We start from the raw sequence: 24,629 nt of genomic DNA, 5'->3' as shown, positions 1-24,629 counted from the left end.
TAACCGCCGGTCAGGCGTCTGCCGGCTCAGGTTATCCACAGCTGCGGTCGCAGTGCCGGCTGCTGGGCGTAGCGGGTAGGCGCGCGGTGAGCAGCCGCGCGCCGGCCTAACGGGTCAGGAAGGCCTGGCAGTTGCTCAGCGAGCTCGTGTCCCCCGAGGCGATGGCCTGGACGGCCTGGACCGCCTCGTGCAAGGTAGCGACCGCGTAGACCTGGATCCCCTCCGGCTCGTGGCCAACAACGTCGGAGCAGTTGTCAGCCGGCGCCAGGAAGAAGGCGGATCCGGATTCCTTGGCACCCACCATCTTCTGGGCGATCCCGCCGATGGGGCCGACGCTGCCATCCACCGAGATCGTGCCCGTCCCGGCGATGTCCTTGCCTCCAGTGAGGTCGCCGGGAGTGATGGAGTCGATGATCCCCAGGGCGAACATCATCCCGGCGCTGGGGCCGCCCACGTCCTGCAGGCCGAAGGAGGCGGTGACCGGCGAGTCAGCACTGACCTGGAGCATGAGCCCGAGCAACGAGCCTGAGGAGTCCGGCTCGCCGTCGCCATCCTCGTCACTGGGGGCGATGGTGGTCAGCGTGGTCTGGGTGGCCTCGCCGTCGCGCTGGAGACCGAGGGTGACTGAGGTACCCGGGGCGATGGTGCTCATGCGCTCGCGTAGCTGGCTGAAGGAGTTGATGGTGGTGGTCTGGGCGCCAGCAGGAGTGAGAGAGACCAGGACGTCCCCCGAGCGGACATCAGCCGTCTTCTGCTCCTCGGCGATGGACTGGATGGTCAGGATCGTGCGGGTCGCCTGACCACTCTCCAGGAGCGCGGCAACCACCGCGGCCTGCTCTGAGCTGGTCATCTGGGCCTGGTTGGCCTGCTCAACCTGCTCGGCGCTCATCGACGAGGGGCACACGCTCTCCCGGTCGACCACAGCCTGCTCCGGGCTCAGCCAGGCTGCGATGAGGTCGAAGGTGGTGACGGGGTAACCCGGGCAGCCACGGACCGCGACCGTCGTCATCCGCAGCGCACCGGCGGCCGGGTAGGTTGTTGTGCCTTCAACGGAGATGATGGAGGCGGACTGGCCTGACTCGGTCTCGGAGCCGGCGGCGTCGGCCGAGCCCAGGACGTTCCAGGTCGGTCCGGGGCTCTCAATGACGGCGTTGACCGGGATGGTGGCCCCGGCCACCGCCAGGACGACGGCGAGGACGAGGGCGATGACCCACCCACGCAGGCGAGGACGACGCCGGTGCCGGCGAGGGCTGGGCGCGGGCCACGCGCCGTCGGAGGAGGTGAAGTGGCTGGTCACGGCGATCATCATGGGGCAGGACCCTGGGAACACGCTGCGTGATCTGCGCGACGCCAGGGCGCGGGCCGGTGAGCGCCATGGGCGTACTCGGCTCATATCCGGTTGGCGTCCAGGAAGGCGTGGGAGCATACAGGCGTTGCGGCACGTACCCGACGCGTTCGGGCACCAACCGAGAGGAAGCCATGTCCAGCTCCGCCCATGAGGACCCTTTCCACGAGATCGAGCAGATGCTGTCCTCGCTGTTCGGACCGCAGGTCGCCGGCGACGCCGTCGGAGCGCTGCGGGCCTCCGGCGTGGACCCGGCAGACCTGGCCCGGATGGGGGCGTTGCCGGACCTGTCTGAGATGAGCCCCGGGCAGATGATGGCGATGCAGGCCCAGATGCAGCAGCTGCTGGCCACCGCCTCCTCCGGTGAGGCCGTCAACTGGACCATGGGCAAGGACCTCGCCCTCCAGACCGCCCGTGTGCCAGGTGACCCCACCATCACTGCGGCCGTGGCCGAACAGAGCCGCCAGGCCCTGAGCGTGGCCGACCTGTGGCTGGACACGGTAACGGACTTCATGCCCGCTCCCGGTGCTCGGGAGGCCTGGTCACGCAGCGAGTGGGTCGAGCGCACGCTCCCCACCTGGCAGGAGGTGTGCGCGCCGGTTGCCCAGGCGGCCACCGGTGCCCTGGCCACGGCGCTGGAGCACCAGATGAGCCAGCTGCGTCAGGCCGCCGATGATGAGGAGATCTCCGGGGACACCGCTCGCCAGATCGGTGCGCTGTCCGGGGTCATGCGCTCGATGGCGGGGACGGCCTTCGGGCTGCAGCTGGGGCGGGCTATTGGTGAGCTTGCGGCTGAGACCGTCTCGGCCACCGACGTCGGCCTGCCGCTGAGCCGTCAGCCGGGCACTGCCCTGGTCCCGGCCGGGGTGGCAGCCTTCACCGAGGGCCTGGAGGCCAGCGAGGAGGAGGTAGGCATGTTCCTGGCCGTGCGTGAGGCCGCGACGGCGCGCCTGTACGCGCACGTGCCGTGGCTGCGCGGCCAGGTCCTGGGCGCCCTGGAGTCCTACGCCCGCGAGATCCGCATTGACACCGCTGCCGTGGAGTCCGCCGTCGCCCAGGTTGACCCCTCCGACCCGGAGGCGATCCGCCAGGCCCTGGAGTCTGGCATGTTCGCCCCGCAGGAGACCCAGGGGCAGAAGGACGCTCTGGAGAAGCTGGAGACCCTGCTCGCGCTGGTTGAGGGCTGGGTCGAGGTCGTCACCGCCCGGGCGACGGCTCCTCACCTGCCTCATGCGGTCGCGCTGCAGGAGATGCTGCGTCGTCGTCGCCTGGCCGGCGGGGCCGCCGAGCAGGTCTTTGCCCGGCTCATCGGCCTGGAATTCAGGCCCAGGCGCGTGCGGGAGGCCGCGCGGCTGTGGACCCTGCTGGGCCAGGAAGTCGGCGACGGTGAGCGGGACGCCTTCTGGCAGCACCCCGATGTCATGCCGACGGCGGCCGAGCTCGCCAGCCCCGAGGACCTCCTCACGATGCGTCGCGCCGCCGCGGACCTGGACACCCAGATCGACGCGGACCTCGCCTCCCTGCTGGACGGGACCCTGGGATATGCCGATGGCGCGGACCAGGCTGACGAGAACAACCCCGGTGGCCTCGGGGAGGCGAACCAGGACTGAGAGCCGCTCAGGCGAAGGTGGCGCCCAGGGCCTCAATGAGACCGGGCACCATCGCCTCGCCCTGGACCACGGCGTCAGTGCGGTCGTGGGAGCGGGTGCGTACCGCGCACCACGCCTCCCCGCTGCGCAGCACCCCGACCACGATCCGCACGTCGTCACGTGCGGGGTGGGACTGCAGGAAAGCGAGCCGCTCCTGTGGGTCGGCGATGGAGACAGCCTCCTCCTCCGCCGAGGGAGGCAGGCTCACTCGCTCCACGCTCAGGGCCACCCCGTCCACGGTCTCGGGCCAGGCGAGCTGGGCCAGCAGGTCCTCCAGGTCCGTGGCCTCGGGCAGCTGCTCCTGCTCGATGACGGTCAGCGCGTGCTGGTCCTGCCTGGCCTCAGCCACTGCTTCCTCATCCAGGACCGCAGCCAGGTCCGGGTCCGCCTCCAGGGCGGCGGCCGTGCGCACGAGGGCGAAGACGGCCACCGGGGCGTCCCATCCGCGGTGGGACATGTGCTCCTCGACCTCAGCGACGACGCGGGCCAGGGCGGCCTGCGCGGCGGGCAGAGGGGAGGGGGTGGCGGAAGAGGACGCGTCAGACATGCTCTGAGCCTATCGGCACTCGCAGCGAGGGCGTGTGCCGGGGGCAGCGGCGTCGTCAACGGCGCCGGGTGCCGGGAGGGCGCCTTTGTGGGGCTGGCGTGACCTGTGGGACGATGGGCGGGTCCGGCACCCGAGGCCGGAGCCCGTGCGCATTCGCGCAGCGCCAACCACGACACGGAGTGAACGTGAGTACCAGGCCCGACGACGAGCCCACTGACAAGCCCGGCGACCAGGAGGACCCTGCCTCCAGCCGCGAGGATCGTGTGCGTGGCGGGTTCTTCCAGCCCGACGCCACCCGCACGCCCCACCACGGGCAGGAGGACGGCGCTTCTGAGCCTGCCGCCAGGCGGAGCAGCCCTCCTGATGATGATGACGAGCTGCCTCAGGACGCAGGCTTCCCCTTCGGATTCGACCCGACCGTGCTCTTCGGCGGTGCTCGCTCCGGCGCCGCCGGGCGTGGTGCTGCCGGGCGTGCCGACCGGCCGGGCGAGGCCTCGGGCGACGGCGGTGACGGCGCTGGAGGATCCGGCACGCCGCGTTCGCGTGGACGCGAGGGACGCCGCGGACCAGGGCCGCTGGCGCTGACCATCATGATCCTGGCAGGACTGGCCGTGGTGCTCCTGTTCCTGTCGCGTACCTGGACTGAGGTCCTGTGGTTCAGTCAGCTCGGCTTCTCGCGCGTGGTGTGGACCCAGTGGATCGCGGCGGGCGCCATGTTCATCGTCGGCACGCTCATCATGTTCCTGGCGGTACTGGCGGCTATGACGCGGGCCTACCGGGCGCGCGAGATCACCCTGCCCTATGACGAGGCCTCCCGGAACCTGGAGTCCTACCGCACGGCCTTCGAGCCGATGCGCAAGCCGCTGACCTTCATCGTGCCGGCGCTGCTGGGTGTCTTCGCTGCCGGGCTGGAGCTGGTCCCGCACTGGCGTGAGGTCATGCTGGCGCTCAACTCCCAGTCCTTTGGGACCACTGATCCGCAGTTCGGGCTGGACGTGTCCTTCTACGTCTTCATCCTGCCGGTGCTGACCACGGTGGTGTCCTACCTCAGCAGGGTGGTCATCTTCGCCGGCCTGGCCAGCGTGGTGGTCCACTACCTGTACGGCGGGATCTCCGTGGCCCGCCAGCCGCACTTCACCAAGGCCGCGCGTATCCACCTGTCGGTCTTCCTGGCGCTGTTCGCCCTGCTGCGTGCCGCCGACTACTGGCTGAGCCGCTACCAGGCGCTGTACTCCTCGAACACGAAGTTCGACGGCGCCAGCTACACCGACGTCAACGCCGTCATCCCCGCCAACGCCATCCTGGCGGCGATCGCGGCCGTGATCGCCGTGCTCTTCATCGCCTCGGTGCGAGCACGGTCCTGGAAGCTGCCGGTGACCGGCGTCGTCGTCATGATCGCCTCGGCCCTGCTGATCGGCACGGGGTACCCGCTGGTCATCCAGCGCTTCGTCGTCGACCCCAACGCCCAGCGTGAGGAGGCGCCCTACATCCAGCGCAACATCAACGCCACCCTGACCGCCTACGGCCTGGACGGCATCGAGACGACGAACTACAACGCCGCGACCACCGCCCAGGCGGGCCAGCTCAAGGAGGACGCGGAGTCGACGACGTCGATCCGTCTGCTGGACCCCAACCTGGTCTCGGCGACCTTCAAGCAGCTGCAGCAGAACAAGCAGTACTACTCCTTCGCCTCCAGCCTCAACGTCGACCGCTACAACGTCGAGGGACAGTCGCGAGACACGGTGATCGCCGTGCGTGAGCTCAACCTTGACGGCCTGGACGCGGGCCAGCGCACCTGGATCAACGAGCACACGGTCTACACCCACGGCTACGGCATGGTCACGGCCTACGGCAACACGGTCGCCTCGGGCGGGTACCCCTCGTTCTGGGAGGGCGGGATTCCCTCCTCTGGTGACCTGGGGGAGTACGAGCCGAGGATCTACTTCGGTCAGCAGTCGCCGTCCTACTCGATCGTGGGCGGTGACGACGGCGGCAGCCCGCGCGAGCTGGACTACCCCGACGACAAGTCGGACTCGGGGCAGGTCAACACGACCTTTGCCGGCAACGGCGGACCGGACGTGTCCAACCCGTGGAACCGGCTGCTGTACGCCGTGCGCTTCCAGGAGATGAACATCCTGTTCTCCCAGGAGGTGCGTGACGGCTCACAGATCCTGTACAACCGCAACCCCGCTCAGCGCGTGTCCAAGGTGGCGCCGTGGCTGACGCTGGACGGTAACCCCTACCCGGCTGTGGTTGATGACGACGACGATCCCTCCACCCCCAAGCGCGTGGTGTGGATCCTCGACGGCTACACGACGACCAACAACTACCCCTACGCCCAGCACGAGTCCCTGGAGGACTCGATGTCTGACGCGACGACCGGGCAGGCCTCTCTGCTGGGGGCGCCGGAGAAGTCCAACTACGTGCGCAACTCGGTCAAGGCCGTGGTGGACGCCTACGACGGTGCGGTGACCCTGTACGAGTGGGACGAGCAGGACCCGATCCTGGCGGCCTGGTCCAAGGTCTTCCCCGGGTCCGTGACCCCAATGAGCCAGATGAGTGCCGACCTTATGGCGCATATGCGCTACCCGGAGGACCTGTTCAAGGTCCAGCGCACCGTCATGGCGAAGTACCACGTCACCAACCCTGAGGACTTCTACTCCGGTGGTGACTTCTGGAAGGTCCCGGACGACCCGACCAAGTCCGGTGCGGGAGCCCAGGCGCCCTACTACCTCACGCTCAAGATGCCGGATCAGGACAAGGCCTCCTTCTCGCTGTCCAGCGTCTACATCATTGGTGGTAACACGGACCGCAACGTGCTCACCGGCTTCATGGCGGTGGACTCCGAGACCGCCTCGGGCGAGCCCGGGGTGCGTAACCCTGACTACGGCAAGCTGCGGCTGCTGGAGCTGCCGCGCTCGTCCAACGTCTCCGGCCCGGGACAGGTGCAGAACAACTTCGACTCTGACTCCACCGCCTCCCAGGTCCTCAACCTGCTCAGCCAGCAGGGATCGCAGGTGATTAAGGGCAACTTGCTCACGCTGCCGGTGGGCGGTGGCCTGCTCTACGTCCAGCCCGTCTACGTCCAGTCCTCCTCGGGGACGCAGTACCCGCTGCTGCGCAAGGTGCTGGTCTCCTTCGGTGACAAGGTCGGCTTCGCTGACACGCTGTCCGAGGCCCTTGACCAGGTCTTCGGTGGTGACTCGGGTGCCCAGACCGGTGAGGACGTGGTTGACGGTGACGCGGCTGCGGCCAACAACACCTCCGATGAGCAGGCGGCGGCCGGCGCTGCGGATGGTGACGGCGCCGCGGCGTCCGCCGCCCCGAGTGAGGCAGCTGGGGCCGAGCCGACGCAGGCAGATACTCCGGCGCCTGGTGAGGGAGCGGCCACCGGCGACGCCCAGACGAGGCTGGATACGGCGCTGGTTGATGCGCGCAGCGCGATGACGGCTGCGAACGAGGCCATGAAGAACGGGGACTGGACCGCTTACGGCGAGGCCCAGACCCGGCTCAACGACGCCCTCAACCGGGCGGTGGCTGCTCAGGAGGAGCTGAAGAAGTAGGGGAGAGGTTGCTGGGCGCCTCGCGGGTGCCCAGCAACCTTTTCCGGTGACGACGGCGCAGCGCCCTGGCAGCGGCCAGGTTGTTGCGCCGTCGTTCTGTCCGGACAAGCCGATGAGACCCGGGGGGGGGCTGGCTCACACGCGGGTGAGTAAAGGCACGGGGTACGGGTTTGAAATGGGGGAGTGGGCGCGCCTAGTATTGCTTTCGCCGACGCGGGGTGGAGCAGTTCGGTAGCTCGCCGGGCTCATAACCCGGAGGTCGCAGGTTCGAATCCTGTCCCCGCTACGAGAGAGGGAGCCCCGGCACCAGCAGGTGCCGGGGCTTTCTGCTGCCCGGGCACGAACTGAGCGGGAACCCACGAACCGTCATCCATGCGGACTGGATACAGATCAGTGAGGGCTACACCGAGTGCTGATGCAGTGAGAGCAATGTCTTCGCCGGTCCACTTGATCTTGCCGCGTAGGCGGTTTGAGATGCTTGGCCCTGGTAGGCCAAGGAGCTCTCCCAGGTGTGAGCGAGTCATCCGCCTTGTGAATAGGTACTGCTGCACCGTGAAGCCGACTGCGACATCAAAGTCGTTCTCGGAGCTGCTGCTCTTCTTTGGGCTGGCTTGAGCTGGGCACAGTTGTGGCGTTGGTCTCGTAATGGTCTGATCCAGGCTGTCACGCTGCCTACCGGGCGGAAGCGGTTTCCGCGTGAGGAGATTGAACGACTGCTCACACCGACATCGGCCTCCGCATCATCCGCTGCTTCGGCCGCGTCGCCGGCGTCTGCGGGCGAGCTGGTAGGGCAAGAGGCACGGCTGTGGTGAGTGCGAGGCGAGTACTGCTGCTCGCTCATGAGTCTGCAGGCAGGCTGGGTCGCCGCTGTGCGGTGCTGTCTGCACGGTGTGGTGGCTCAGAGACTGCCGCGCCGGCGGGGAGGCGGGCGCTGGCCGGCCGGAGGCATCAAGGGATGTGCCCTCCCAACCCAGGCACTGTCAGCCTGTGACAACAAGCCACCCATCACCCGCTTAACCAACCTCCGCGATCAGTACACCTAGGACGGTGGAGGCCAGGAGCGTCACGAAGAGGTGGTTCAGCTCCTGGAGCAGTCGGCCGAGGCGGCCTGACCCGAGGGCGACGCGGAAGGAGGGGCTGGTGTGGAGGATCAGCTGTAGTGCCCCATGCAGGCGAGGATGATGATGGTGTCCTGACGGACCTGGTAGACGAGGCGGTTGGCCTTGTCAATGCGCCGGCTCCACAGGCCCGTCAGATTCCCTCGCAGCGGCTCGGGAGCGCCGGTGCCCTCGAAGGGGTGCCGCATGGTGTCGCGAATGAGTGCGTTGATCTTGCGCAGGGTCTTCCTGTCTTGCTGCTGCCAGGCCAGGTAGTCGTCCCAGGCTGCCTGGGCCCATGTCAGGGTCCGGTCCGCCACCGCGTCACTCCTCGATGAGGGCGTGGTCGGACAGGGGCAGGCGTCCAGCGTCCAGCTCGGTCTTCAGGTGCTCCAGGTGGGCGATATTGGCGGGGTGGTAGAACGGGTCGGCGGTGATCTCGAAGGGGATGCGGCGTTCCATAGCGATCTTGCGCATGTACACCGTCAGGGCGGTGGTCATGGTCAGGCCCATCTCTCGCACGACCTCCTCGACCTGGGCCTTCAGGTCAGGGTCGACCTTGAAGTTGACATTGACGGTGTGTGTTGTCATGCGATCACCTCTCCTTCGTTGCGAATCGTAAAGCGTCCGCCCCTCAGTGTAAAGAACATGTCGGCGTGAGGCCTCCGCGGGTCGCGGAGTACGCGGGTGTGGTTCAGACGTCAAACTGAGGTGTGATTGGCGACATATTCGTCTGGGTGCAAATACTGCACATCTGGCACATGTGGACACAGTCAGGCTCCGTACTGGGACGTCCTTGTCCCCAGGCGGTCCGGCGGCGCAACGCGCTGTCGCTACCGCTAGCGGCCTCGGCCTGAGTGTGTGTGCTGGTAGCCCAGGCGATGAGCTCGCCCAGCTCCGCCTGCTCGGCCCTACCTGGTGAGGGTGGACACGGCGCGGTGGTTGAGGACCGGCAGGCGGTGCGCCGGCGCCGCATGGGCGAAGTGGGTAACGTGGGGACGCACCTGCGCAGTCCAGGCGTCGGCCTGTGCTTGGGTCCACGTTGACTGCCGATCGTGGGTGGGCTGATGGCTCGCGGTACCGGCCACGGCTCGCACGGACAGCTCGTAGTCGTCTGCGACCAGGTCGGGCACCACGCCTGCGTTGGCGAGCAGGAGCGCGGTGACCATGCCGGTACGGTCCCGGCCCGCGCTGCAGTGGACCAGGACACCGGGTGTGGCGGCAGCGATGGCCTCGAGCGTGGTGCGCACGAGAGCGGGCAGGATCCGCAGGTTGTGTGTCCAGCACTCCGGGGAATCGAGGATCGGGAAGCACGCGCGACGGAACTCCTCGTCGTCATGGTCCTCGGTCGGTGCGTTGACCACTGTCATGTCGGGAATGTCGACCGGTGCCGGGTCCCCATGGCGCCACCCGATCTCATAGGAGCAGCGCAGATCGACGACCGTCGCCAGCCCCCAGTCCCTCGCCGCGGCCCATCCCTCGGCGTCCAGACGCTCGCGGCGCGGGCCTCTGGCGACGCGCCCGAACCGTGTCACGCCCGCTGACGTGCGGATTCCGTCCAGGTCTCGAAGGTTTGGGATGTCTCATCCTACACAAGCTCTCTCACCCGCCCAACGCTAGGTAATGCCATCCCTCGTTCCAAGTACGAACAAGTCTGCTTCTCGGTGGAAAAGCACTGTCACGCTCATTTAGCGAGCGCAGAGGATCACGCCCGCACCTTGACGAAATCCGACAAGGTGGCTCGCCGTGACCCCAAACGGTCGTTAACGGACACTCCGCGACACGCGACGACAAACTCTGCCCAAAATGCCTGCCCTCCGACGGCCGGGAGCCGGCCTGACATCGCCCTAGCCGCGGCCCGCTGTCGAGGGCTTGCAGGGGCAGATCATGGGTGCTTATAGCTGCCGCATTCTGCCCCGCCATCCTTCGGGATTGGCGGGGTTTTTTCTCTAGTGAGGTCCCATGGATCGGGTCGCTGTCTTCTTCGACTACCAGAATGTCGCAGGCTGGGCGAAGCGCTGCTTCAACACCAACGAGGGCCACATCTGGCCCAAGAAGACCGCTGAGTTCCTCGTCAGTCGGCGCCAGCGTCCTAGTGAGCTTGTCGAGACCCGCGTCTACCGAGGGCGCCCAACCCCACCCGGCAGGCGGTTTCTGCCCGAGCGAACGACCGACAGACCGCCGACTGGGAGGCCACCGGTGTGACCGTCGTGCGCAGCAACCTCCAGTACCCGCCGCAGTGGCCGAGCCAGCCTGCCGCCGAAAAGGGTATCGACGTCGCCCTGGCCGTCAACGTCGTCAAGTACGCGATGCTGGGCAACATCGACGCCGCCATCGTGTTCACCAGCGACAAGGACATCCCGCCTGCTATCGAACTGGTCTACGCCGATACCCCCTGCCACGTCGAGCTGGCCTGCTGGTCCGGTGGTCGACGCCTGCGGTTCGAGGGCACCCAGGCCCCGTGGTGCCACTTCCTCAAGGAGAGTGACTTCCTGAGCATCCGCGACCTCACCGACTACACCGGCCCCAACCCCGTGCGCATGTCACAGCCGAGCTCTGGGGTCTCGCCGTCCGGGGATGCCGGTGCGTCCGAATCGTGTCACGCCTGGTCGGCGGCGGTGCCGGTAGGAGACACGCGGTGTCAGGATCCCGGGTGATTCCTTGGCGTGCGACTCGTGGTCGCGGTGAGCGCCTGGTGGTTTCGCGGGGCGGCAGGGCGAGTGGAGGGGTGCCTGGGCAAGTTGCCCGGGATCGTGACAGGGGTTAGCTGATCAGGGCAGGGATCACCACGCGTGTGAGCGGTGCCAGGTCCTGCGGTAAGGGCGCGGTCAGGTCAGTCCACCGCAGCTCGGCGATCTCATGTGCCGGCTGCGCCCCATCCACGTACGGGTGACTGAAGACGTGGGCGAGGACCACGTAGCCCTCCTCATTGGCGGCGGGCGCGGTGAAGATCCCTAGTGGCTGCAGGTCCTCGGTATCGATGGCGATCCCAAGCTCTTCGCGGGCCTCGCGCGCCGCCGTCTGGGAGGCAGTCTCACCAGGCTCGGGCTTGCCTCCGGGGAACATGAACAGCTGTGTTCCACGCTTGCGCACGGTCAGGAGCCGACCATTGCAGTCACGGATGATGACGGCACTGACGATGATCTCCTGACCCACGGCTCGTGACCCTATCAGCCGCCCCAACAGTCACCTCTGCTCGCGCTCGGGCTCCACAGGAGGGAAGGAGACGAACGCCAGGAATGGGGGTGTGGACGGCTGGACGAGCGGAACGCCGCTGTCACCTATCGTCGGAGGCACGGGCTCATCGAGGAGTGCCGTGAGCGGCACACCGGACTACACACGCCCCGGAACGCGAGCCTTGCTGGCCTAGGAAACCGACGCTCGCGCACCGGGGTCTCTCACCCATCCTCACGAAAGGAAGACGGAGATGGCCAAGACGACCACCACGCGCGTGCCTGGAGCACGCCGCTCACGGCTGGGGACGATGCTACCGGGACCTGACAGGTTGCGGCGTGCCAGTGCTCTCGTCGCGGCGGTCGCGCTCATGGCCAGTGCCATGGCGGGCATGAGCGCCCTGCCGCTCGGCCAGGACCTGGGGCTGCGCTCCCCAGCGCAGGCCGCGGTCACCAAGATCCCGCCAAACACCGGCGAGGGCTACCCCTTCTATGATTCCTCCGGCACCTATCACTGGCTCGGAGCCAACGCGGACCCCGTGACGCCGGGTGTGCTCAACTGGTGCATCGAGTTCGGGCCGGTGCCGATCAAGGCCAACGCACAGATGGCGGACGCCAGAGAGCTGACCGAGCAGGTCCAGCGAGGAGACACCGCGCCCTCGCTCAAGGTCGCTCCCGCCCAGATGTACTGGCTCCTGACCAAGTACGAGCCGGTGGACACTGCCGACTCCCGAGCCGCACTGGCGATCCTGGCTCACGCGAACTATGACGTCGCCCCGCAGGCTGCGGGCATCATCGCCGAGATTCCTGCCAAGTTCCCCTCGGCCTACGCCCTGGCGGAGGCCTACGCCGCCGAGTCGCGGGTGTCGACGCCGCAGAGCTTCGCCACGGGTGGGGCGCAGCGTGAGGACGCGGTGCGGACGGGGCAGGTGGGAGGCATCGCCTCCACCAACACTGACGGCAGCCTGATTCCTGGCGTCCCGGTCACGGTCACCCTGGTGGGGCCAGCCGTCTTTGACACCACCGGCACTGGGACCTGGGCCGGCGTGACCGGCATGGAGCCGATCTCGCTGGCCTGGACGGCGACGGGCAACGGAGAGGTCAGCTACTCGGCGCATTTCAGCGTGCCGCGTCAGGTCCTGCGCTACTACGCCAATGACGGCTCCGTTCAGGACATGATCACCCGCGGTCCGCAGGCCAGCATTGAGATGCTGGACATTGAGCAGCCCGGAACCCCCTTTCGCGTGCACTACGACTTCCAGCCTCTGGGCACCTCGCAGGTGCACACCGTGGAGGTCAATGCCGACGGCGCCATCAATGACACCCTGACCACGGCCACGGATACCTCCTACGTCAATCCGCACTGGATGACCGACGCCGGCCAGCCGGTGCCCGTCGTCTACCGCGCCACCGCCTACTGGTCGCGTACTCGTCCGGCCCAGACGGACCGGGTGCCGCAGGGAGCGGAGAAGATCGGCGAGGTCACGGCGACGGCCACCGGTCCCGATCAGAGCCTTGAGGCCTCGCTGGAGCTGGGCAAGAGGGGCTTTGTCACCTGGGTGTGGGAGGTGCGCAAGGCCGACCAAGGGGCCTACGAGTCCTACGTGGCTGCGGACTGGCTGGACGGCTACGGACTGCCTGAGGAGACCAGCAGCGAGAACTTCGACTTCCGCCCCCTGGGGACCTCGCACGTCTCGAGCTGGAAGGTCAACCAGCCGGAGGAACCACCGTGCGACACCTTCACCCCGGCGGCTGACCCGAGCTACCGGGACGGGGAGTGGACCCGCCTGGTCTCGGCCGACTCCTTTGACGACGGCGTCTACGTCCCGGTGGTCTACACGGCCACTGCCTACCGCCTCGACCCGGAGGTGCTGCCCGTCACCGCCGAGCAGGTGCCGGCCGAGGCGAGGGCTCTCGGCAGCGTCAAGGTGACCGCGTCTGGTCCGGGCCAGGAGGTGCAGGCCTGCCTGGACCAGAGTGTCGCCCCCGGCTTCCTGACCTGGGTGTGGCAGGTCCAGGCTGAGGACCAGGCGGCTCACGGGCGCTGGATCGCCTCTGGATGGGCCGACTCCTACGGCGTGGCCGAGGAGACCACCTCCACCGTGTACCGCACGACGATTGACTCCTCCATCCAGGTCCACGCCACCAAGAGCGGTGAGTACCTCTCTGACGATCTCTTTGTGGAGGGCTTCCCCTCCAACCACGGTGACTTTGAGGGAGGGATGGGTTTCAAAGCCGATGAGAAGGAGATGACGCAGTCCCTGCTCTTCTTCCCTGACGGTCAGGAGGTCACCGAGGCCAACCGGGCTCGGGCCGAGCTCATTGCCTCGGTCAAGGTCCCGGCGCGCAACGGCACCTACTTCCACGTCGGCTCCACCTCCTTCAAGGTCAAGAAGGATGACGACGGCGCAGCCCTGCCCGGTACCTACGTCTTCGTCACGGACTTCGCCGGGGACGATCGCACGGCGGCCTACTCCTCCTCCGTCGAGGACGCTAGCGAGCAGTACGTCGTCGCGCCGCCGCCGGTCCAGCCTGAGATCGAGACGACGGCGAGTGACAAGGCTGACGGGGACAAGGTCCTGCCGGCGACCGGGGACGTGACGATTGCCGACCAGGTGTGCCAGAAGGAGGGCAAGCCCCTGGAGGTGGGTAAGACCTATACCCTCACGGCCCGGGCGATGGACAAGGAGACAGGCCAACCCATCATGGATGATGACGGCCGTCCGTTCACGGGCCAGGCGCAGCTGACGCCGTCGGGTCCGTCTGACTGCGCGGTGGTGGAGGTGAGGATCCCGGCGCGGTTGCTGCACGGCAAGACGATCGTCATGTTCGAGAACGTGACCCTGGACGGGCGCACGGTGGCCGTCCACACCGACATCGAGGACGAGGGCCAGACCGTCACGGGCGCGCTGGTTCCCGAGGTGGGGACGACGCTCACGGACTCCTCCGACGGCGACCACGAGGTCTCGCCCGGCCCTGTGGTGCTGGAGGACAGGGTGTGTCCCAAGAACGTGACGACCTTCGAGCCGGGGCGGACCTATGAGGTCCAGGGACGGCTCATGGACAAGAAGACCGGCAAGCCGCTGACCGGGAAGGAGGGGCAGGAGGTGGTCGCCTCGGCCAGCTTCACGCCCTCTTCGGCCACGGACTGCGCGGTCGTCAGCTTCTCCTTTGACGCCAGGACGCTTGCCGACCATCGGCTGGTCGCTTTCGAGCGGGTCTACGAGCCAGGTAGCCAGGTGATCCTGGCTTCTCACGAGGACCTCGACGACGCCGCGCAGACCGTCCACGTGATCAAGCCCCTGCCGCCCCTGGTCCAGACCGGCGCGACCGTGGCGCTGGTGGCGCTGGCTGCCGCCGGCCTCATTGGCTCGGGCACGGTGCTGAGCCGGACCCGTCGCTGAGACGGGACGGGCCCAGGCCTGCGAGGGACGTCCTCGGCGCAGGCCTGGGCCCAGCCTGGTGGGGAGGAGGCAAGAGCGGCTTCGCAGGCTCTGCCTAGCTCATGCGCCTGCGGCCGGCGCCTCGCAGCCGTGTCAGACCGATGACGCAGAGCTGCAGTGCCAACAGCGTCCAGGCCGTGGCAACGGACCAGCTGCTCCAGAGCCAGCTCACGAGTGCCGCGAGGCCGGCCAGCAGCCCGAGGACAAGGAGCAGGCGACCGGAACGGCGCTCGTGGGAGACGTGAGCCTCCTCGCCCTCGTGCACCAGTCGCCGGGCCCACCAGCCTGGGGCACCGATCTCCTCCCAGGGGTCAGCGGTGCCGACCAGAGCGCGGGTCTCGTCAACCAGACGATCGCGTACGGGGCGGTCCACCATCTGAGAGACGGCCAGGCGCCGGTCCAGCTCGGCGTACCACTGCTCAGAGCTGCCGTGGCGGGCGTGGCGAGAGTGGTCCTCGCGGTCCCAGTCCACGTAGCGCCAGCCGACAGCGACGAGGACCGCGCCGTAGAGGACTCCCAGCCATCCCGACCCTCGCCACCAGCCGCTCGACGTCACGGCACACACAAAGACCGCCAGCCCGAGGACCGCGACGCTGGCCCGCTGCAGGGCGAGGGCTCTTAGGCCGCGCAGGGCCGTGCGTACGGCGGACCCCACTCCGCCCATCATGGCGATGAGCCCGGCGAAGGCGAGTGCGTGCTCTAGCCCGAAGTGGATCTCCTTGCTGGACAGGATGATCTTGAAGGGCCAGATGAGGACGAAGTAGGCGCCAGCGAGGAGCATGGCGGAGCAGACCTGTGCCACGACCCCGGCCTCCTGACGCTCCTGCGCAGCGCGTGCCTCCTTGTCGTCGGTCTCGCCAGCGAGCTGGGCTGCGACATCGGTGGGAGAGCCGAACAGCTCGGTGACGTCGGTGGGTTCGGCGCCCTCGGCGCGCTCCTCGGCCCGCAGGGCGAGGAGGGCCTCGCGCTGCTGCTCGCTCAGGCGCACGGCGGTGGCGGTGCTCAGCTCGTCCCGGCGGACCAGGTCATGGGTGAGGCGGTCGAGCCAGGCATGGTCGGCAGCGCTGAGGTCAGGACGGTCCTTGTCAGTCATCATCGGCTCCCGGGTGTCAGTGAGCATCGTGGTCCGGCGCTTCAGCGTGCAGGACGGGGGAGGGTGAGAGGGATGTCTCGGTTGGGGCGAGCAGGAGCGTGCCGACGGCGCCGGTGAACTGGACCCACTGCCTGGAGTAGGTCTCCAGCTGGCGGCGGCCGGCGGAGGTCAGGGTGAGCATCTTGCGTCCCGGGCCGCCGTCGCCCGCGACCCAGGTGACCTCCACGAGCCCGTCCTTCTCCAAGGTGGTGAGTACGGGGTAGAGCGCTCCGCCCTTGATGTGCCCGAGTCCTGCCGCCTCCAGCGCCTGGGTGATGGCGTAGCCGTAGGTGCGGCCGCGGGCGATGACGGCGAGGACCGCGGCCGGGAGGAAGCCTCGGAGCCACGCGGGAGGGTAGCCCTCGGTGGTGTGGCCCCGGACGATCTCAGGTGACATTACTAGATAGTAAAGATGAGTAGTCAGATTGCCTATATAGCTGCTTGGCGGACGAATGAGCATGACGCGACGCTGATCTCGGGCACCTGGGCTTTTTTCCTAGCCAGATGCCGTCGTCGGTCTGCCTGTGGCGGTCCGAGGCGACGGTGAGCGGCTCATGACGGTGCTAGCTCACGGGGCTGCTACGCCCCTGCTGTCAGGCTGCGCGCGTGCCAGGCAGTCTCGGGCTTCGTCGTCGGCCGGCTGGTGCCGCTCCGGGCAGAACGCTTTACGCAACGGACAGCGTCAGCACCTCGTCAAACCGCACCGCGCCACAGCGCAGCGCCGTGAGTACCAGATGCACGCGGTCCCTGGCGCCGGTCTTGGCCAGCAGGTGCGAGACGTGCGTCTTGACCGTGGGCATGGACAGCCACAGACGGTCGCACAGCTCCTGGTTGCTCAGCCCCAGGGCGATGAGCCGCAGGATCTCCCGCTCCCGGTGCGTCAGTCCAGACAGGTCCGCAGGCGGCGTACCCTCCGCCGTGATCACCTGCCCGGGGTCGCTGTGGAGGGCGGAGGCCGGCGCCGCGTGGAGAGAACTGGCGCCACCGCGCACCGCTGCCAGCAGCCGGCGCGTCGGACCTGGAGAGATGACTGAGTCCCCGGCGTGCACCGTCCGGATCGCTGCCAGCAGCTCCTGCGGCGGGGTGCTCTTGAGCAGGAAACCGGCGGCGCCCACCTCGATAGCGCCCAGCACGTAGCCGTCGGTGTCAAAGGTCGTCAAGATAACGACCTTGCCGCCCCATCCCTGCGACGTCAGGCACCGTGTGGTCTCGATGCCGTCGATCCCGGGCATCTGGACGTCCAGCAGCAGGAGGTCCACCTGCTCATCCTGGACCTGACGCAGGGCTTGGGCGCCGCTGGTGGCCTGCCAGACCACCTCCATGTCGTCCTGGGCGTCCAGAATCATGGCGAGCCCTGCGGTCAGCAGGGGCTCGTCATCGGTCAGGGCCAGACGGATGACGCTCATCGCTCTCCCGCACCGCTCAACGGGATCGTGGCGTCCACCACCCACCCTTCGGCGAGCGGGCCGGCACTCAGTCTCCCGCCCAGGTCGCCCACGCGGGCCGCCATGGTCTCCAGGCCAGCGCCCTGACGCTGCGCGACCTCGTGCCCGGCGTGCGCACGGTGACCTGCCTTGCGGGCCGGTGCGGCGTTGGCGACGCGGACCTCGAGCTGGTCGTTGGCCCCGCGGACGCTCACGCAGATCGCAGCGCCCGGGGCGTGGCGCAGCGCGTTGGTCGTCGCCTCCTGCACGACCCGGTAGACGCACTGAGCGACCGTGGCCGGGCAGGGCGAGGCCAGGGCGTCGTGAAGGTCGACGGACACTGGCAGGCCGGTGCCGCGCAGCGTGGAGACCAGAGGTACCAGCCCTTCCAGGCCTGGAGCGTCCGGCGTCGCAGTGGTCAGGACGCGAGTCTGCGCCGTGGGGACCGGTCTGTCGGCCGGGAGCCGGCGTGGTGGGAGGAGGGGCGAGCCCGGAGCGTCGGCCTGGGCGTTGTCGGCTTGGCTCTGCGCCCTAGGCGCCGCGGCGTCGTCAGCCCGCAGGACGTCCACGAGGGTGTGGACCTCGTCGATCGCACGGCGGCTGGTCTGCGCGATGACCTCCAGGGCCTCGTCGGCCCGCGTGGGGCTGGCAGGCATGACCACGCGGGCGGCCTCAGCCTGTATGCCGATGACGGCCAGGCTGTGGCCGACGACGTCGTGCACCTCGTGCGCGATGCGCTGGCGCTCGCGGGCGATCGCCAGGGCCCGCTCGGCGTCGCGCTGCGCCAGCAGGAGCTCGATCCGCTCGGCGGCCTGCTCGCGGCGCTCGCGGGCCCGACGACGCAGCAGCCCCGTCAGGGCAGCCACCGTCAGGAAGGACCAGGAGGTGGCCAGGAGAACCCCGGCTCGGAAGGACTCCAGGTTCTGCCCGCCGCCCAGGTAGCCCACGCGCAGGATTCCGGTTCCTGCCCCGAGGTAACCGGCTGTCAGCAGCACCCAGGACCAGGGACGCCCAACCCGGCTGGTGGCTGTCTGTGCGGCGAGGAGAGCGGCGAGGACCACCGTCAGCGAGAGCCTGTCCCAGGCCAGGACCTGGACCGTGCACACCAGGCCCAGGGCGCACACGCTCACGCCAGGTACCCGTCGGCGTGCCAGGATCGCCAGGGCGCACACGAGGACGAGGAAGACGAAGAGGCCTTCGGCCGCAGCCAGACCCAGGCGGGCAGCCAGACCGGTGGTCTCGGTGTCAGGACCGTTCCATGCGCTGACGTAGACCACGAGCGTGGCTGCCGCAACCTCGGGCCAGCCGGGCCAGGTGCCTGCCGCGGCTCGTGCCGCGCGGGACACAACGAGCCGGTCCCGGCACCGGCGGACGCGTTGCCTGACCTCATCACTCACCGGCCCACCGTAACGGTCCCCAGGCGGCAGAGTCGTCATACCCAGGTATGACCGCCCGCGCTCGCAGCCCACAAAAATCAGCCCTCAGCCTGACGAGACGGCGGCCGGTGGTGAGAAGAGTTGGGGGTCATGAGATCACGAACCACAACGCCGCCGGTCAGGCAGGGCGCGTGCCCCGACCTGGACGCAGGCCCCGCTGAGCACGCCGTCACGACCCATCAGCTCACCAAGACCTTCGGGTCCGGTGCCAAGGCGCGCACCGTGGTCAGCCAGCTCGACCTGGCCGTCCCACGAGGCGTGGTCTACGGCTTTCTGGGGCCCAACGGGGCCGGCAAGTCCACGACGATGAAGATGCTTCTCGGCATCATGGCGCCCACCAGCGGACGCGTGCGTCTGCTCGGCCAGGACCTGGACCGCCGCCACCGCTCCGACCTCATGGCCCGCACCGGCTCCATGATTGAGCAGCCGCCGGGCTACGCCCATCTCACCGGGGCAGAGAACATGAGGGTGGTCCAGCGGATGCTGGGTCTGACCGACGCCCAGGTCGACCGAGCGCTGACCTTGGTGCGACTGACGGAGCACAAGGACCGCCTGGTGCGCAGCTACTCCATGGGGATGAAGCAGCGTCTGGGCATCGCCATGGCCCTGGCCCGTCAGCCCGAGCTGCTCGTCCTGGACGAGCCCACCAACGGGCTGGACCCTGCCGGCATTGAGGAGGTCCGCACCCTGCTCGTTGAGCTGGCCGCCGAGGGCGTGAGCGTCATGGTCTCCAGCCACCTGCTGGACGAGATCGACAAGATGGCGACGGTCCTGGGGATCCTGTCCCGTGGTCGTCTGGTCTTCCAGGGAACACGGACCGAGCTCATGGCGCGCTCGGTGCCCGATGTACGGGTGGTGACGCCCGCCAGGCACCTGGAGGCTCGGCTGCTGGAGGGCATTGCTCCGGCAGGCGCCGTGAGCCAGGTGCCTGACGGAGTCCGGGTCGCGGGGCTGACGCCGCAGGCTGTGGCAGAGCTCCTGCGACGCCTGGTCGCTGCTGAGGTCCCGGTCTACGAGGTCAGGCGTGAGGCTCAGAGCCTGGAGGAGGTCTTCATGGACCTCACTGGTAGCCAGGAGGCGCTATGACGGTGCGCACGATCACGGCCCTGCGCCTGGAGGTGGCCAAGATCAGGCGTCTGCGGCTCTGGCCGGTCGCGGCCGTGCTGGGCGTAGTGGCCGTCGCCTTCAGCCTGCCGGTCTCGACGGCGCAGCGCGCCGCCCTGGTCAACGTGGCACACGATCCCTGGCCCCGTCTGCTCCTGAGTGTCTCAGTCGCCGCTGCTCTGGTCTCCCCGATCCTGACAGCCGTGCTCGCCAGCCGACTCACCGACGTCGAGCACACCGCAGGAGGCTGGAACCTCGCAGCGGCTGGCGGCCTGACTCCCGGACGGCTCTGCCGGTCCAAGACGGTTGTCCTGATGATCGTCATCGTGCCGGTGGCGGCCTGCCAGGTGGGGATCCCGGTCCTGGTTGCCGGTCGGCTTGGTGCCGTCGGCTCACCGCAGCCGGGCCCGTGGACCGGCTACCTGCTCAGCCTGCTCGCGCTCGACCTGGCCTTCTGCGCCCTGCACGTGCTGCTGGCTGCCTGGGTGGACAACCAGATCATCTGCGTGGGGGCAGGATTCCTCGGCTCCTTCATCTCCTTGTTCTGCCTGCTCGCGCCGCCCTGGCTGGCGCGGGTGCTGCCCTGGGGGTACTGGGCCATGATCACGCCGGTACAGCAGTCAGAGGCCGACGGCGTGATGGTGTATGCCAGCGTGGACTGGCCGTGGGTCGCAGGCTTCCTGGTGCTGGTGGCAACCGTCTTTCTGGCTGCCACCGCTCGACTGGACCGGATCGAGAGGTGAGCGTCATGAGTACACAGGTGGCGCCCTTGCCCGTTCCTAGCGTGGGGTGGTGGGATCTGCTCGCGGCCGAGGCCCTGAAGCTGCGTCGTTCCCTGACCTGGGTCTTTGTCCTGCTCCTGCCGCTGCTCACGGTGATCACCGGCACCGTCAACTACGTGGGCAACCAGGGCGTGCTGTCCGCCGGTTGGCGGTCACTGACCAGCCAGGTCACGATCTTCTACGCCTTGTTCTTCTTCTCCGTGGCAGTGGCGCTCATCGTCAGTGCTGCCTGGAGGCCGGAGCACCGAGGTACCTCGTGGAACGCCATGACCACGATGCCCGCGTCGATGGTACGGGTCGTGGCGGCCAAGACCCTGGTCGTCATGGTGCCGGTCGCCGTGATGCAGGTGGTGCTGGTCGTGCTGACCTGGGGCTCCGGGGCGCTCGTCCTGGGGCTACCGGGCGGTTTCCCAGCCGGTCTGCTGGTCTCCAGCGGCGTGACGGTGATTGCCGCCCTGCCGCTGGTGGCCGTGCAGTCGTTGCTGGCGATGCACCTGCGGTCCTTCGGTGCCTCGGTGGCGCTCGGGCTGGCGGGCACGATGGTGGGTCTGGGGGTGGCGCGTGAGTCGGGCCTGCTGTCGCAGGTATGGCCCTACTCCTTGGTCACGCGCGCTCAGATCCTGGGGTCTGATGCCATGGCCAACGCCGGGGGCTTGGACTGGGCCGGTCTGGAGCCTGTGCTGGCCGCAAGCCTGGTCAGCGGGCTCGTGTGCTGGGGGTTGCTGCTCCTGGCTGCGCGGCGCCGCTGACGCTGTTCTCCCGGGAGGATGAGAGACGACGGCGACCGCAGGCCCAGGCGGAAGAGCCTTGGGATCCTGCGGTCGCCGTCGTCAGTCGGTCGCGGTGTGAGGCCTCATACGCTCCCGCGCAGACAGCCTAGGGACGGCGTTACTCGGCCGAGGTCATCAGCGGGCGCTTACCGGTCTCGGGCGCCACGGCGACCGTGATCAGGGTGATGAGGGCGGCGGCACCGATGAAGTAGGCCGGGGAGTAGGTGTTGCCCGTCCACGTGATGAGGGCGGCTGCTACGTACGGGGTCACTCCGCCGAAGATCGACACGGCGATGTTGTAGGAGATGGACATCGAGCCGTAGCGGATGTTGGTCGGGAAGAGCTCGGGCATCGCGGCGTTGATGGCGCCGTCGATGGCGGCCATGAAGGTGCCCAGGATCGCCATCGCGCCCACGGCTGCCCAGAAGTGGCCTGAGCCCATGAGCATGAGCGTGGGGTAGCTGGCCACGATGAAGCCGATGCAGCCGACAGCCATGAGTGGGCGGCGCCCGACCTTGTCGCTCAGCCAGCCGAAGAAGGGCACCAGGACCACGATGACGCTGAAGCCGATCACCGTGACGGCGAAGCTCTGGGTGCGGCTGTAGTGCAAGTTGTTCGACAGGTAGGAGGTCATGAAGGTCTGCAGGAGCCAGTGGCCCACGGACTTGACCACCACGAAGCCCACGCAGAACAGCAGGGCCTTCCAGGCCGTGCTCAGGGAGTCGCGCAGCGGGGAGGAGGAGATCTCGCCCTTCTTCTGGGCGGCGATGAACTCGGGAGTGTCCTCCAGCTTGTTACGCAGGTACAGCCCGATCATGCCCAGGGGCAGGGCGATCCAGAAGGGGACGCGCCAGGCCCAGGCCAGCAGGGTCTCCTCGCCGAGCACGGTGGTCAGGAACAGGCCGAGCGCGGCCCCGGCCAGGAAGGCCATGAAGCCGAAGACGTCGATGAAGCTGGTGACCAGGCCGCGGCGGTTGGAGGGGGAGTACTCCAGGAGCAGGGCGGTGGACCCTGAGCTCTCGCCGCCGGCGGCGAACCCCTGGAGCAGGCGCACCGCGACCAGGAGGACCGAGGCCCACACGCCGATCTGGTTGTAGGTCGGCAGTACGCCGATGAGGAAGGTGGACACCGAGGTCAGGATGATGACGGCTGGCCAGCAGGTTCACCAGTCCATTGGGCGGGCGGCGGCGGTGCTGGATGCGCTCGCTGCGGGCAATGGTTCCAGCCTGCGTGCTTCGGAGATCGCCGAGGCGGCCGATCTGGGGCTGTCCACCACCACCCGGCTGCTGGGCACGCTCATGGAGCTCGGCTACGTGGCCAAGACCAGCGACCGGGACTTCGTCCTGGGGTCGCGGCTGCTGGCCCTGGCGGCTGCCGAGCTCAACCACAACACGGTCTTCCGTGAGTCGCGGATGCTGTGCCAGGAGCTGGCTAGGATCACCCGCCTGAGCGCGAACGTCGCGGTGCGTGAGGGCGTCCGTTGTCTGTACCTGTGCCACTTCGAGGGGGACCTCGCCCCGAAGAACCAGTCGATGGTGGGGGCGACCATCCCCCTGCACGCCTCGGGGCTGGGCAAGTGCCTGCTGCTGGGGACCACCCAGGCGCAGCGCGTGGAGCTTCTGGGTGCGCAGCTGCGCCGCTTCACCCGTTTCACCGTTACCGATCACGAGGAGCTCACGCGTGTGCTCGGTGAGGTAGCGGATGCGGGCCTGGCCGTTGAGGAGCAGGAGCTGGCGCTGGGGCGGGTGTGCCTGGCTGCGCCCATCCGTGACCGCAGCGGTCAGGTGTGTGCGGCCATCTCGGTGTCCGGGCGCGTCAGCCTGCTCAAGGAGCTGGACCGTGGCGAGATCGAGGAGCAGCTCTTCGAGGTTGCTGACCGCATCAGCGTCAACCTCGGCTACCTCGGTGGCACCTCCGTGGACTAGGCTCTTCCGGCCGCGCTCGCGCCGGCTGTCAAGGCGGACAAGGCGGAGGGGGCTCGCGGCGCTCGTGTGGGCTCAGGCGTCGACGCGTGGTCGCGGGGGGGGCTCGGGAGTGACGCGGGACGTCTAGTGCAGGTGCGGCTGACGGGCCGTCAGTGCTGGGCTCCGAGGTGCTCGCGTCGCAGTGCGGCGATCTGACCTTCGAGCTCGGGGCTGCCCAGGGGGGCGTGCTCGGCGGTTGAGGGGTCGATGAGCGCTCCGAGCCTGCTGACCATGAGGTGCTGGTCAAGGTCACAGCAAGCGGCGTCAACCACCTCGATGAGCGCCTGCGCCGGGGAGAGCTCAAGTCGCTCATCCCGCTTCGCCTCCCCAAGGTCATGGGCTCCGAGCTCAGTGGCGAGGTGGTCCGGGTCGGCTCCCGGGTCGGTGACCTCGCCGTCGGGGACAGGGTCTACGGATTCCCGAGCCCGCGCGCCATGGGCACCTTCGCTCCCTACGTCGCGGTTGACGCCCGGACGCTCGCGCTGGCTCCGACCACGCTCGCGCTGGTCGAGGCCGCCGGCCTGCCGGTGGTCGGTCTGTCGGTGTGGCAGGGGCTCGTCGGTCTTGGTGGCCTGAGCGCGGGTCAGCGGGTCCTCGTCCACGGTGGCGGTGGGGGAGCGGGGTCGATCGCGATCCAGGTCGTCAAGCACCTGGGAGCCTACGTCATCACCACGGCCTCGGCCCGAGACGCTGAGCGTGTGCAGGCGCTGGGCGTTGACGAGCACATCGACTATGCCAGCCAGGACTTCACTGCGGTCCTGGCTCACGCTCCGGTCGACCTCGTCCTGGATACTCAGGGCGGTGAGATCACCGAGCGCTCGCTCCAGGTCGTCCGCAAGGGCGGCACGGTGGTGTCCGTGGCGGGCACGCCGGAGCCGACTCTCGCCGACCGCATGGGCTCGGGACGCCTCATGAGGATGGTGCTGGGGCTGATGAGCCTCAGGCTGCGCCGCAAGGCAGCCAGGTTGGGTGTGACCTACCGCTTCCTGTTCACCCAGCCTGACCGAGAAGGGCTGCAACGGATTGCCCAGATGGTGGACGACGGCGCCGTGCGTCCCGTAGTGGGACAGGTGCTGCCACCTGAGCAGACCCCGCAGGCGCTGGAGACGGTGGTGAGTGGTCAGGCGCGCGGCAAGGCCCTGGTCCGCTGGAGCCCGCGCACGGCGTGAGGGTGTTCTCCTAGTCTCACGCGCGGCCGGC

21 protein-coding genes and 1 tRNA gene are annotated in these 24,629 nt (G+C 68.5%); 10 read left to right on the top strand and 12 right to left on the bottom strand.

Features of this window, described 5'->3' with window-relative positions:
- Positions 1-106 precede the first annotated feature (106 nt).
- Entirely contained in the window at positions 107-1,306 is a 1,200-nt protein-coding gene (locus tag CYJ26_RS08525; RefSeq protein WP_412186118.1) for a YlbL family protein, read from the bottom strand.
- A gap of 173 nt (positions 1,307-1,479) precedes the next feature.
- Here CYJ26_RS08525 and CYJ26_RS08520 point away from each other — a divergent pair, with 173 nt between their 5' ends.
- Positions 1,480-2,955 carry a zinc-dependent metalloprotease gene (locus CYJ26_RS08520; protein ID WP_006549246.1) on the top strand — a complete coding sequence of 492 codons (1,476 nt, stop codon included), beginning with the start codon at positions 1,480-1,482 and terminating at the stop codon, positions 2,953-2,955.
- A 7-nt stretch (positions 2,956-2,962) separates the two neighbouring features.
- Here the strand turns inward: CYJ26_RS08520 and CYJ26_RS08515 are convergent, their stop codons facing one another.
- Entirely contained in the window at positions 2,963-3,541 is a 579-nt protein-coding gene (locus tag CYJ26_RS08515; protein WP_006549247.1) for a PPA1309 family protein, read from the bottom strand.
- Positions 3,542-3,726: 185 nt separating this feature from the next.
- Between CYJ26_RS08515 and CYJ26_RS08510 the strand changes: the two genes are divergently transcribed.
- Together CYJ26_RS08510 and CYJ26_RS08505 are read left to right on the top strand one after the other, a co-directional pair.
- The gene (locus CYJ26_RS08510; RefSeq protein ID WP_244902050.1) at positions 3,727-7,104 is read left to right on the top strand and encodes a UPF0182 family membrane protein; all 3,378 of its coding nucleotides are present in this window, start codon (positions 3,727-3,729) and stop codon (positions 7,102-7,104) included.
- A gap of 212 nt (positions 7,105-7,316) precedes the next feature.
- Positions 7,317-7,390 (top strand) — tRNA-Met (locus tag CYJ26_RS08505).
- Between the two features lie 864 nt (positions 7,391-8,254).
- Here CYJ26_RS08505 and CYJ26_RS08500 read toward each other — a convergent pair.
- The 3 genes from CYJ26_RS08500 to CYJ26_RS08490 all read right to left on the bottom strand — a co-directional run bounded on the left by CYJ26_RS08500 (position 8,255) and on the right by CYJ26_RS08490 (position 9,781).
- A complete protein-coding gene (locus CYJ26_RS08500) occupies positions 8,255-8,521 on the bottom strand; it encodes a Txe/YoeB family addiction module toxin (RefSeq protein WP_006549250.1) in 267 nt (88 codons plus the stop codon).
- Positions 8,522-8,525: 4 nt separating this feature from the next.
- The gene (locus tag CYJ26_RS08495) at positions 8,526-8,792 is read right to left on the bottom strand and encodes a type II toxin-antitoxin system RelB/DinJ family antitoxin (RefSeq protein ID WP_006549251.1); all 267 of its coding nucleotides are present in this window, start codon (positions 8,790-8,792) and stop codon (positions 8,526-8,528) included.
- Positions 8,793-9,112: 320 nt separating this feature from the next.
- Positions 9,113-9,781 carry a tyrosine-protein phosphatase gene (locus CYJ26_RS08490; RefSeq protein ID WP_081449208.1) on the bottom strand — a complete coding sequence of 223 codons (669 nt, stop codon included), beginning with the start codon at positions 9,779-9,781 and terminating at the stop codon, positions 9,113-9,115.
- 621 nt (positions 9,782-10,402) lie between these two features.
- Between CYJ26_RS08490 and CYJ26_RS08485 the strand changes: the two genes are divergently transcribed.
- Positions 10,403-10,858, top strand: a complete 456-nt coding sequence (locus CYJ26_RS08485) for a PIN domain-containing protein (RefSeq protein WP_006549253.1) — start codon at positions 10,403-10,405, stop codon at positions 10,856-10,858.
- 106 nt (positions 10,859-10,964) lie between these two features.
- On the opposite strand, the gene CYJ26_RS08480 is transcribed toward CYJ26_RS08485, so the two are convergent.
- Entirely contained in the window at positions 10,965-11,357 is a 393-nt protein-coding gene (locus CYJ26_RS08480; protein ID WP_006549254.1) for an NUDIX hydrolase, read from the bottom strand.
- 271 nt (positions 11,358-11,628) lie between these two features.
- Here CYJ26_RS08480 and CYJ26_RS08475 point away from each other — a divergent pair, with 271 nt between their 5' ends.
- Positions 11,629-14,778 carry a VaFE repeat-containing surface-anchored protein gene (locus CYJ26_RS08475; RefSeq protein WP_034236078.1) on the top strand — a complete coding sequence of 1,050 codons (3,150 nt, stop codon included), beginning with the start codon at positions 11,629-11,631 and terminating at the stop codon, positions 14,776-14,778.
- A 94-nt stretch (positions 14,779-14,872) separates the two neighbouring features.
- On the opposite strand, the gene CYJ26_RS08470 is transcribed toward CYJ26_RS08475, so the two are convergent.
- From CYJ26_RS08470 to CYJ26_RS08455, 4 genes are all read right to left on the bottom strand, one after another.
- Entirely contained in the window at positions 14,873-15,910 is a 1,038-nt protein-coding gene (locus CYJ26_RS08470; RefSeq protein ID WP_141560528.1) for a hypothetical protein, read from the bottom strand.
- Between the two features lie 16 nt (positions 15,911-15,926).
- Positions 15,927-16,346: a PadR family transcriptional regulator gene (locus tag CYJ26_RS08465; RefSeq protein ID WP_006549257.1), complete on the bottom strand. Its 420-nt coding sequence runs from the start codon at positions 16,344-16,346 to the stop codon at positions 15,927-15,929.
- Between the two features lie 268 nt (positions 16,347-16,614).
- Entirely contained in the window at positions 16,615-17,355 is a 741-nt protein-coding gene (locus CYJ26_RS08460; RefSeq protein ID WP_006549258.1) for a response regulator, read from the bottom strand.
- A complete protein-coding gene (locus CYJ26_RS08455) occupies positions 17,352-18,770 on the bottom strand; it encodes a sensor histidine kinase (protein ID WP_180950875.1) in 1,419 nt (472 codons plus the stop codon). The genes CYJ26_RS08460 and CYJ26_RS08455 overlap by 4 nt, the downstream gene beginning before the upstream one ends.
- A 129-nt stretch (positions 18,771-18,899) precedes the next feature.
- On the opposite strand from CYJ26_RS08455, the gene CYJ26_RS08450 reads away from it, so the two are divergent.
- Genes CYJ26_RS08450 through CYJ26_RS08440 form a run of 3 tightly spaced genes read left to right on the top strand, consistent with a single transcriptional unit; the run spans position 18,900 to position 21,444 of the window.
- Positions 18,900-19,895 carry an ABC transporter ATP-binding protein gene (locus CYJ26_RS08450; RefSeq protein ID WP_006549261.1) on the top strand — a complete coding sequence of 332 codons (996 nt, stop codon included), beginning with the start codon at positions 18,900-18,902 and terminating at the stop codon, positions 19,893-19,895.
- Positions 19,892-20,656 carry an ABC transporter permease gene (locus CYJ26_RS08445; protein ID WP_006549262.1) on the top strand — a complete coding sequence of 255 codons (765 nt, stop codon included), beginning with the start codon at positions 19,892-19,894 and terminating at the stop codon, positions 20,654-20,656. The genes CYJ26_RS08450 and CYJ26_RS08445 overlap by 4 nt, the downstream gene beginning before the upstream one ends.
- Before the next feature lie 5 nt (positions 20,657-20,661).
- On the top strand, positions 20,662-21,444 hold the full coding sequence (locus tag CYJ26_RS08440; RefSeq protein ID WP_006549263.1) for an ABC transporter permease: 783 nt from the start codon (positions 20,662-20,664) through the stop codon (positions 21,442-21,444).
- Between the two features lie 139 nt (positions 21,445-21,583).
- Here the strand turns inward: CYJ26_RS08440 and CYJ26_RS08435 are convergent, their stop codons facing one another.
- Positions 21,584-22,594, bottom strand: a complete 1,011-nt coding sequence (locus tag CYJ26_RS08435) for an MFS transporter (protein ID WP_006549265.1) — start codon at positions 22,592-22,594, stop codon at positions 21,584-21,586.
- On the opposite strand from CYJ26_RS08435, the gene CYJ26_RS08430 reads away from it, so the two are divergent.
- Complete coding sequence (locus CYJ26_RS08430; RefSeq protein ID WP_006549266.1) at positions 22,578-23,390, top strand: IclR family transcriptional regulator; 813 nt, start codon at positions 22,578-22,580, stop codon at positions 23,388-23,390. The two genes, CYJ26_RS08435 and CYJ26_RS08430, sit on opposite strands and share 17 nt — an antisense overlap.
- Positions 23,391-23,539: 149 nt before the next feature.
- On the opposite strand, the gene CYJ26_RS11140 is transcribed toward CYJ26_RS08430, so the two are convergent.
- Positions 23,540-23,662, bottom strand: coding sequence for a hypothetical protein (locus CYJ26_RS11140; protein WP_006549267.1), 123 nt, complete (start codon positions 23,660-23,662; stop codon positions 23,540-23,542).
- Positions 23,663-23,665: 3 nt separating this feature from the next.
- Between CYJ26_RS11140 and CYJ26_RS08425 the strand changes: the two genes are divergently transcribed.
- Positions 23,666-24,598 carry an NADP-dependent oxidoreductase gene (locus tag CYJ26_RS08425; protein ID WP_101638266.1) on the top strand — a complete coding sequence of 311 codons (933 nt, stop codon included), beginning with the start codon at positions 23,666-23,668 and terminating at the stop codon, positions 24,596-24,598.
- Positions 24,599-24,629 lie beyond the last annotated feature (31 nt).

The sequence above is a fragment of the Actinomyces urogenitalis genome, from assembly GCF_002861525.1.
Taxonomy (GTDB): domain Bacteria; phylum Actinomycetota; class Actinomycetes; order Actinomycetales; family Actinomycetaceae; genus Actinomyces; species Actinomyces urogenitalis.
Note: the sequence above shows the minus strand (reverse complement) of the source record. Positions and strands in the feature narration are given on the sequence as shown.

Coding starts and splice junctions, on each gene's coding strand:
- CYJ26_RS08525 (WP_412186118.1), bottom strand. CDS start 1,306: ATGATCGCCGTGACCAGCCACTTCACCTCCTCCGACGGCGCGTGGCCC.
- CYJ26_RS08520 (WP_006549246.1), top strand. CDS start 1,480: ATGTCCAGCTCCGCCCATGAGGACCCTTTCCACGAGATCGAGCAGATG.
- CYJ26_RS08515 (WP_006549247.1), bottom strand. CDS start 3,541: ATGTCTGACGCGTCCTCTTCCGCCACCCCCTCCCCTCTGCCCGCCGCG.
- CYJ26_RS08495 (WP_006549251.1), bottom strand. CDS start 8,792: ATGACAACACACACCGTCAATGTCAACTTCAAGGTCGACCCTGACCTG.
- CYJ26_RS08475 (WP_034236078.1), top strand. CDS start 11,629: ATGGCCAAGACGACCACCACGCGCGTGCCTGGAGCACGCCGCTCACGG.
- CYJ26_RS08470 (WP_141560528.1), bottom strand. CDS start 15,910: ATGACTGACAAGGACCGTCCTGACCTCAGCGCTGCCGACCATGCCTGG.
- CYJ26_RS08465 (WP_006549257.1), bottom strand. CDS start 16,346: ATGTCACCTGAGATCGTCCGGGGCCACACCACCGAGGGCTACCCTCCC.
- CYJ26_RS08460 (WP_006549258.1), bottom strand. CDS start 17,355: ATGAGCGTCATCCGTCTGGCCCTGACCGATGACGAGCCCCTGCTGACC.
- CYJ26_RS08450 (WP_006549261.1), top strand. CDS start 18,900: ATGAGATCACGAACCACAACGCCGCCGGTCAGGCAGGGCGCGTGCCCC.
- CYJ26_RS08445 (WP_006549262.1), top strand. CDS start 19,892: ATGACGGTGCGCACGATCACGGCCCTGCGCCTGGAGGTGGCCAAGATC.
- CYJ26_RS08440 (WP_006549263.1), top strand. CDS start 20,662: ATGAGTACACAGGTGGCGCCCTTGCCCGTTCCTAGCGTGGGGTGGTGG.
- CYJ26_RS08430 (WP_006549266.1), top strand. CDS start 22,578: ATGAGGAAGGTGGACACCGAGGTCAGGATGATGACGGCTGGCCAGCAG.
- CYJ26_RS11140 (WP_006549267.1), bottom strand. CDS start 23,662: ATGGTCAGCAGGCTCGGAGCGCTCATCGACCCCTCAACCGCCGAGCAC.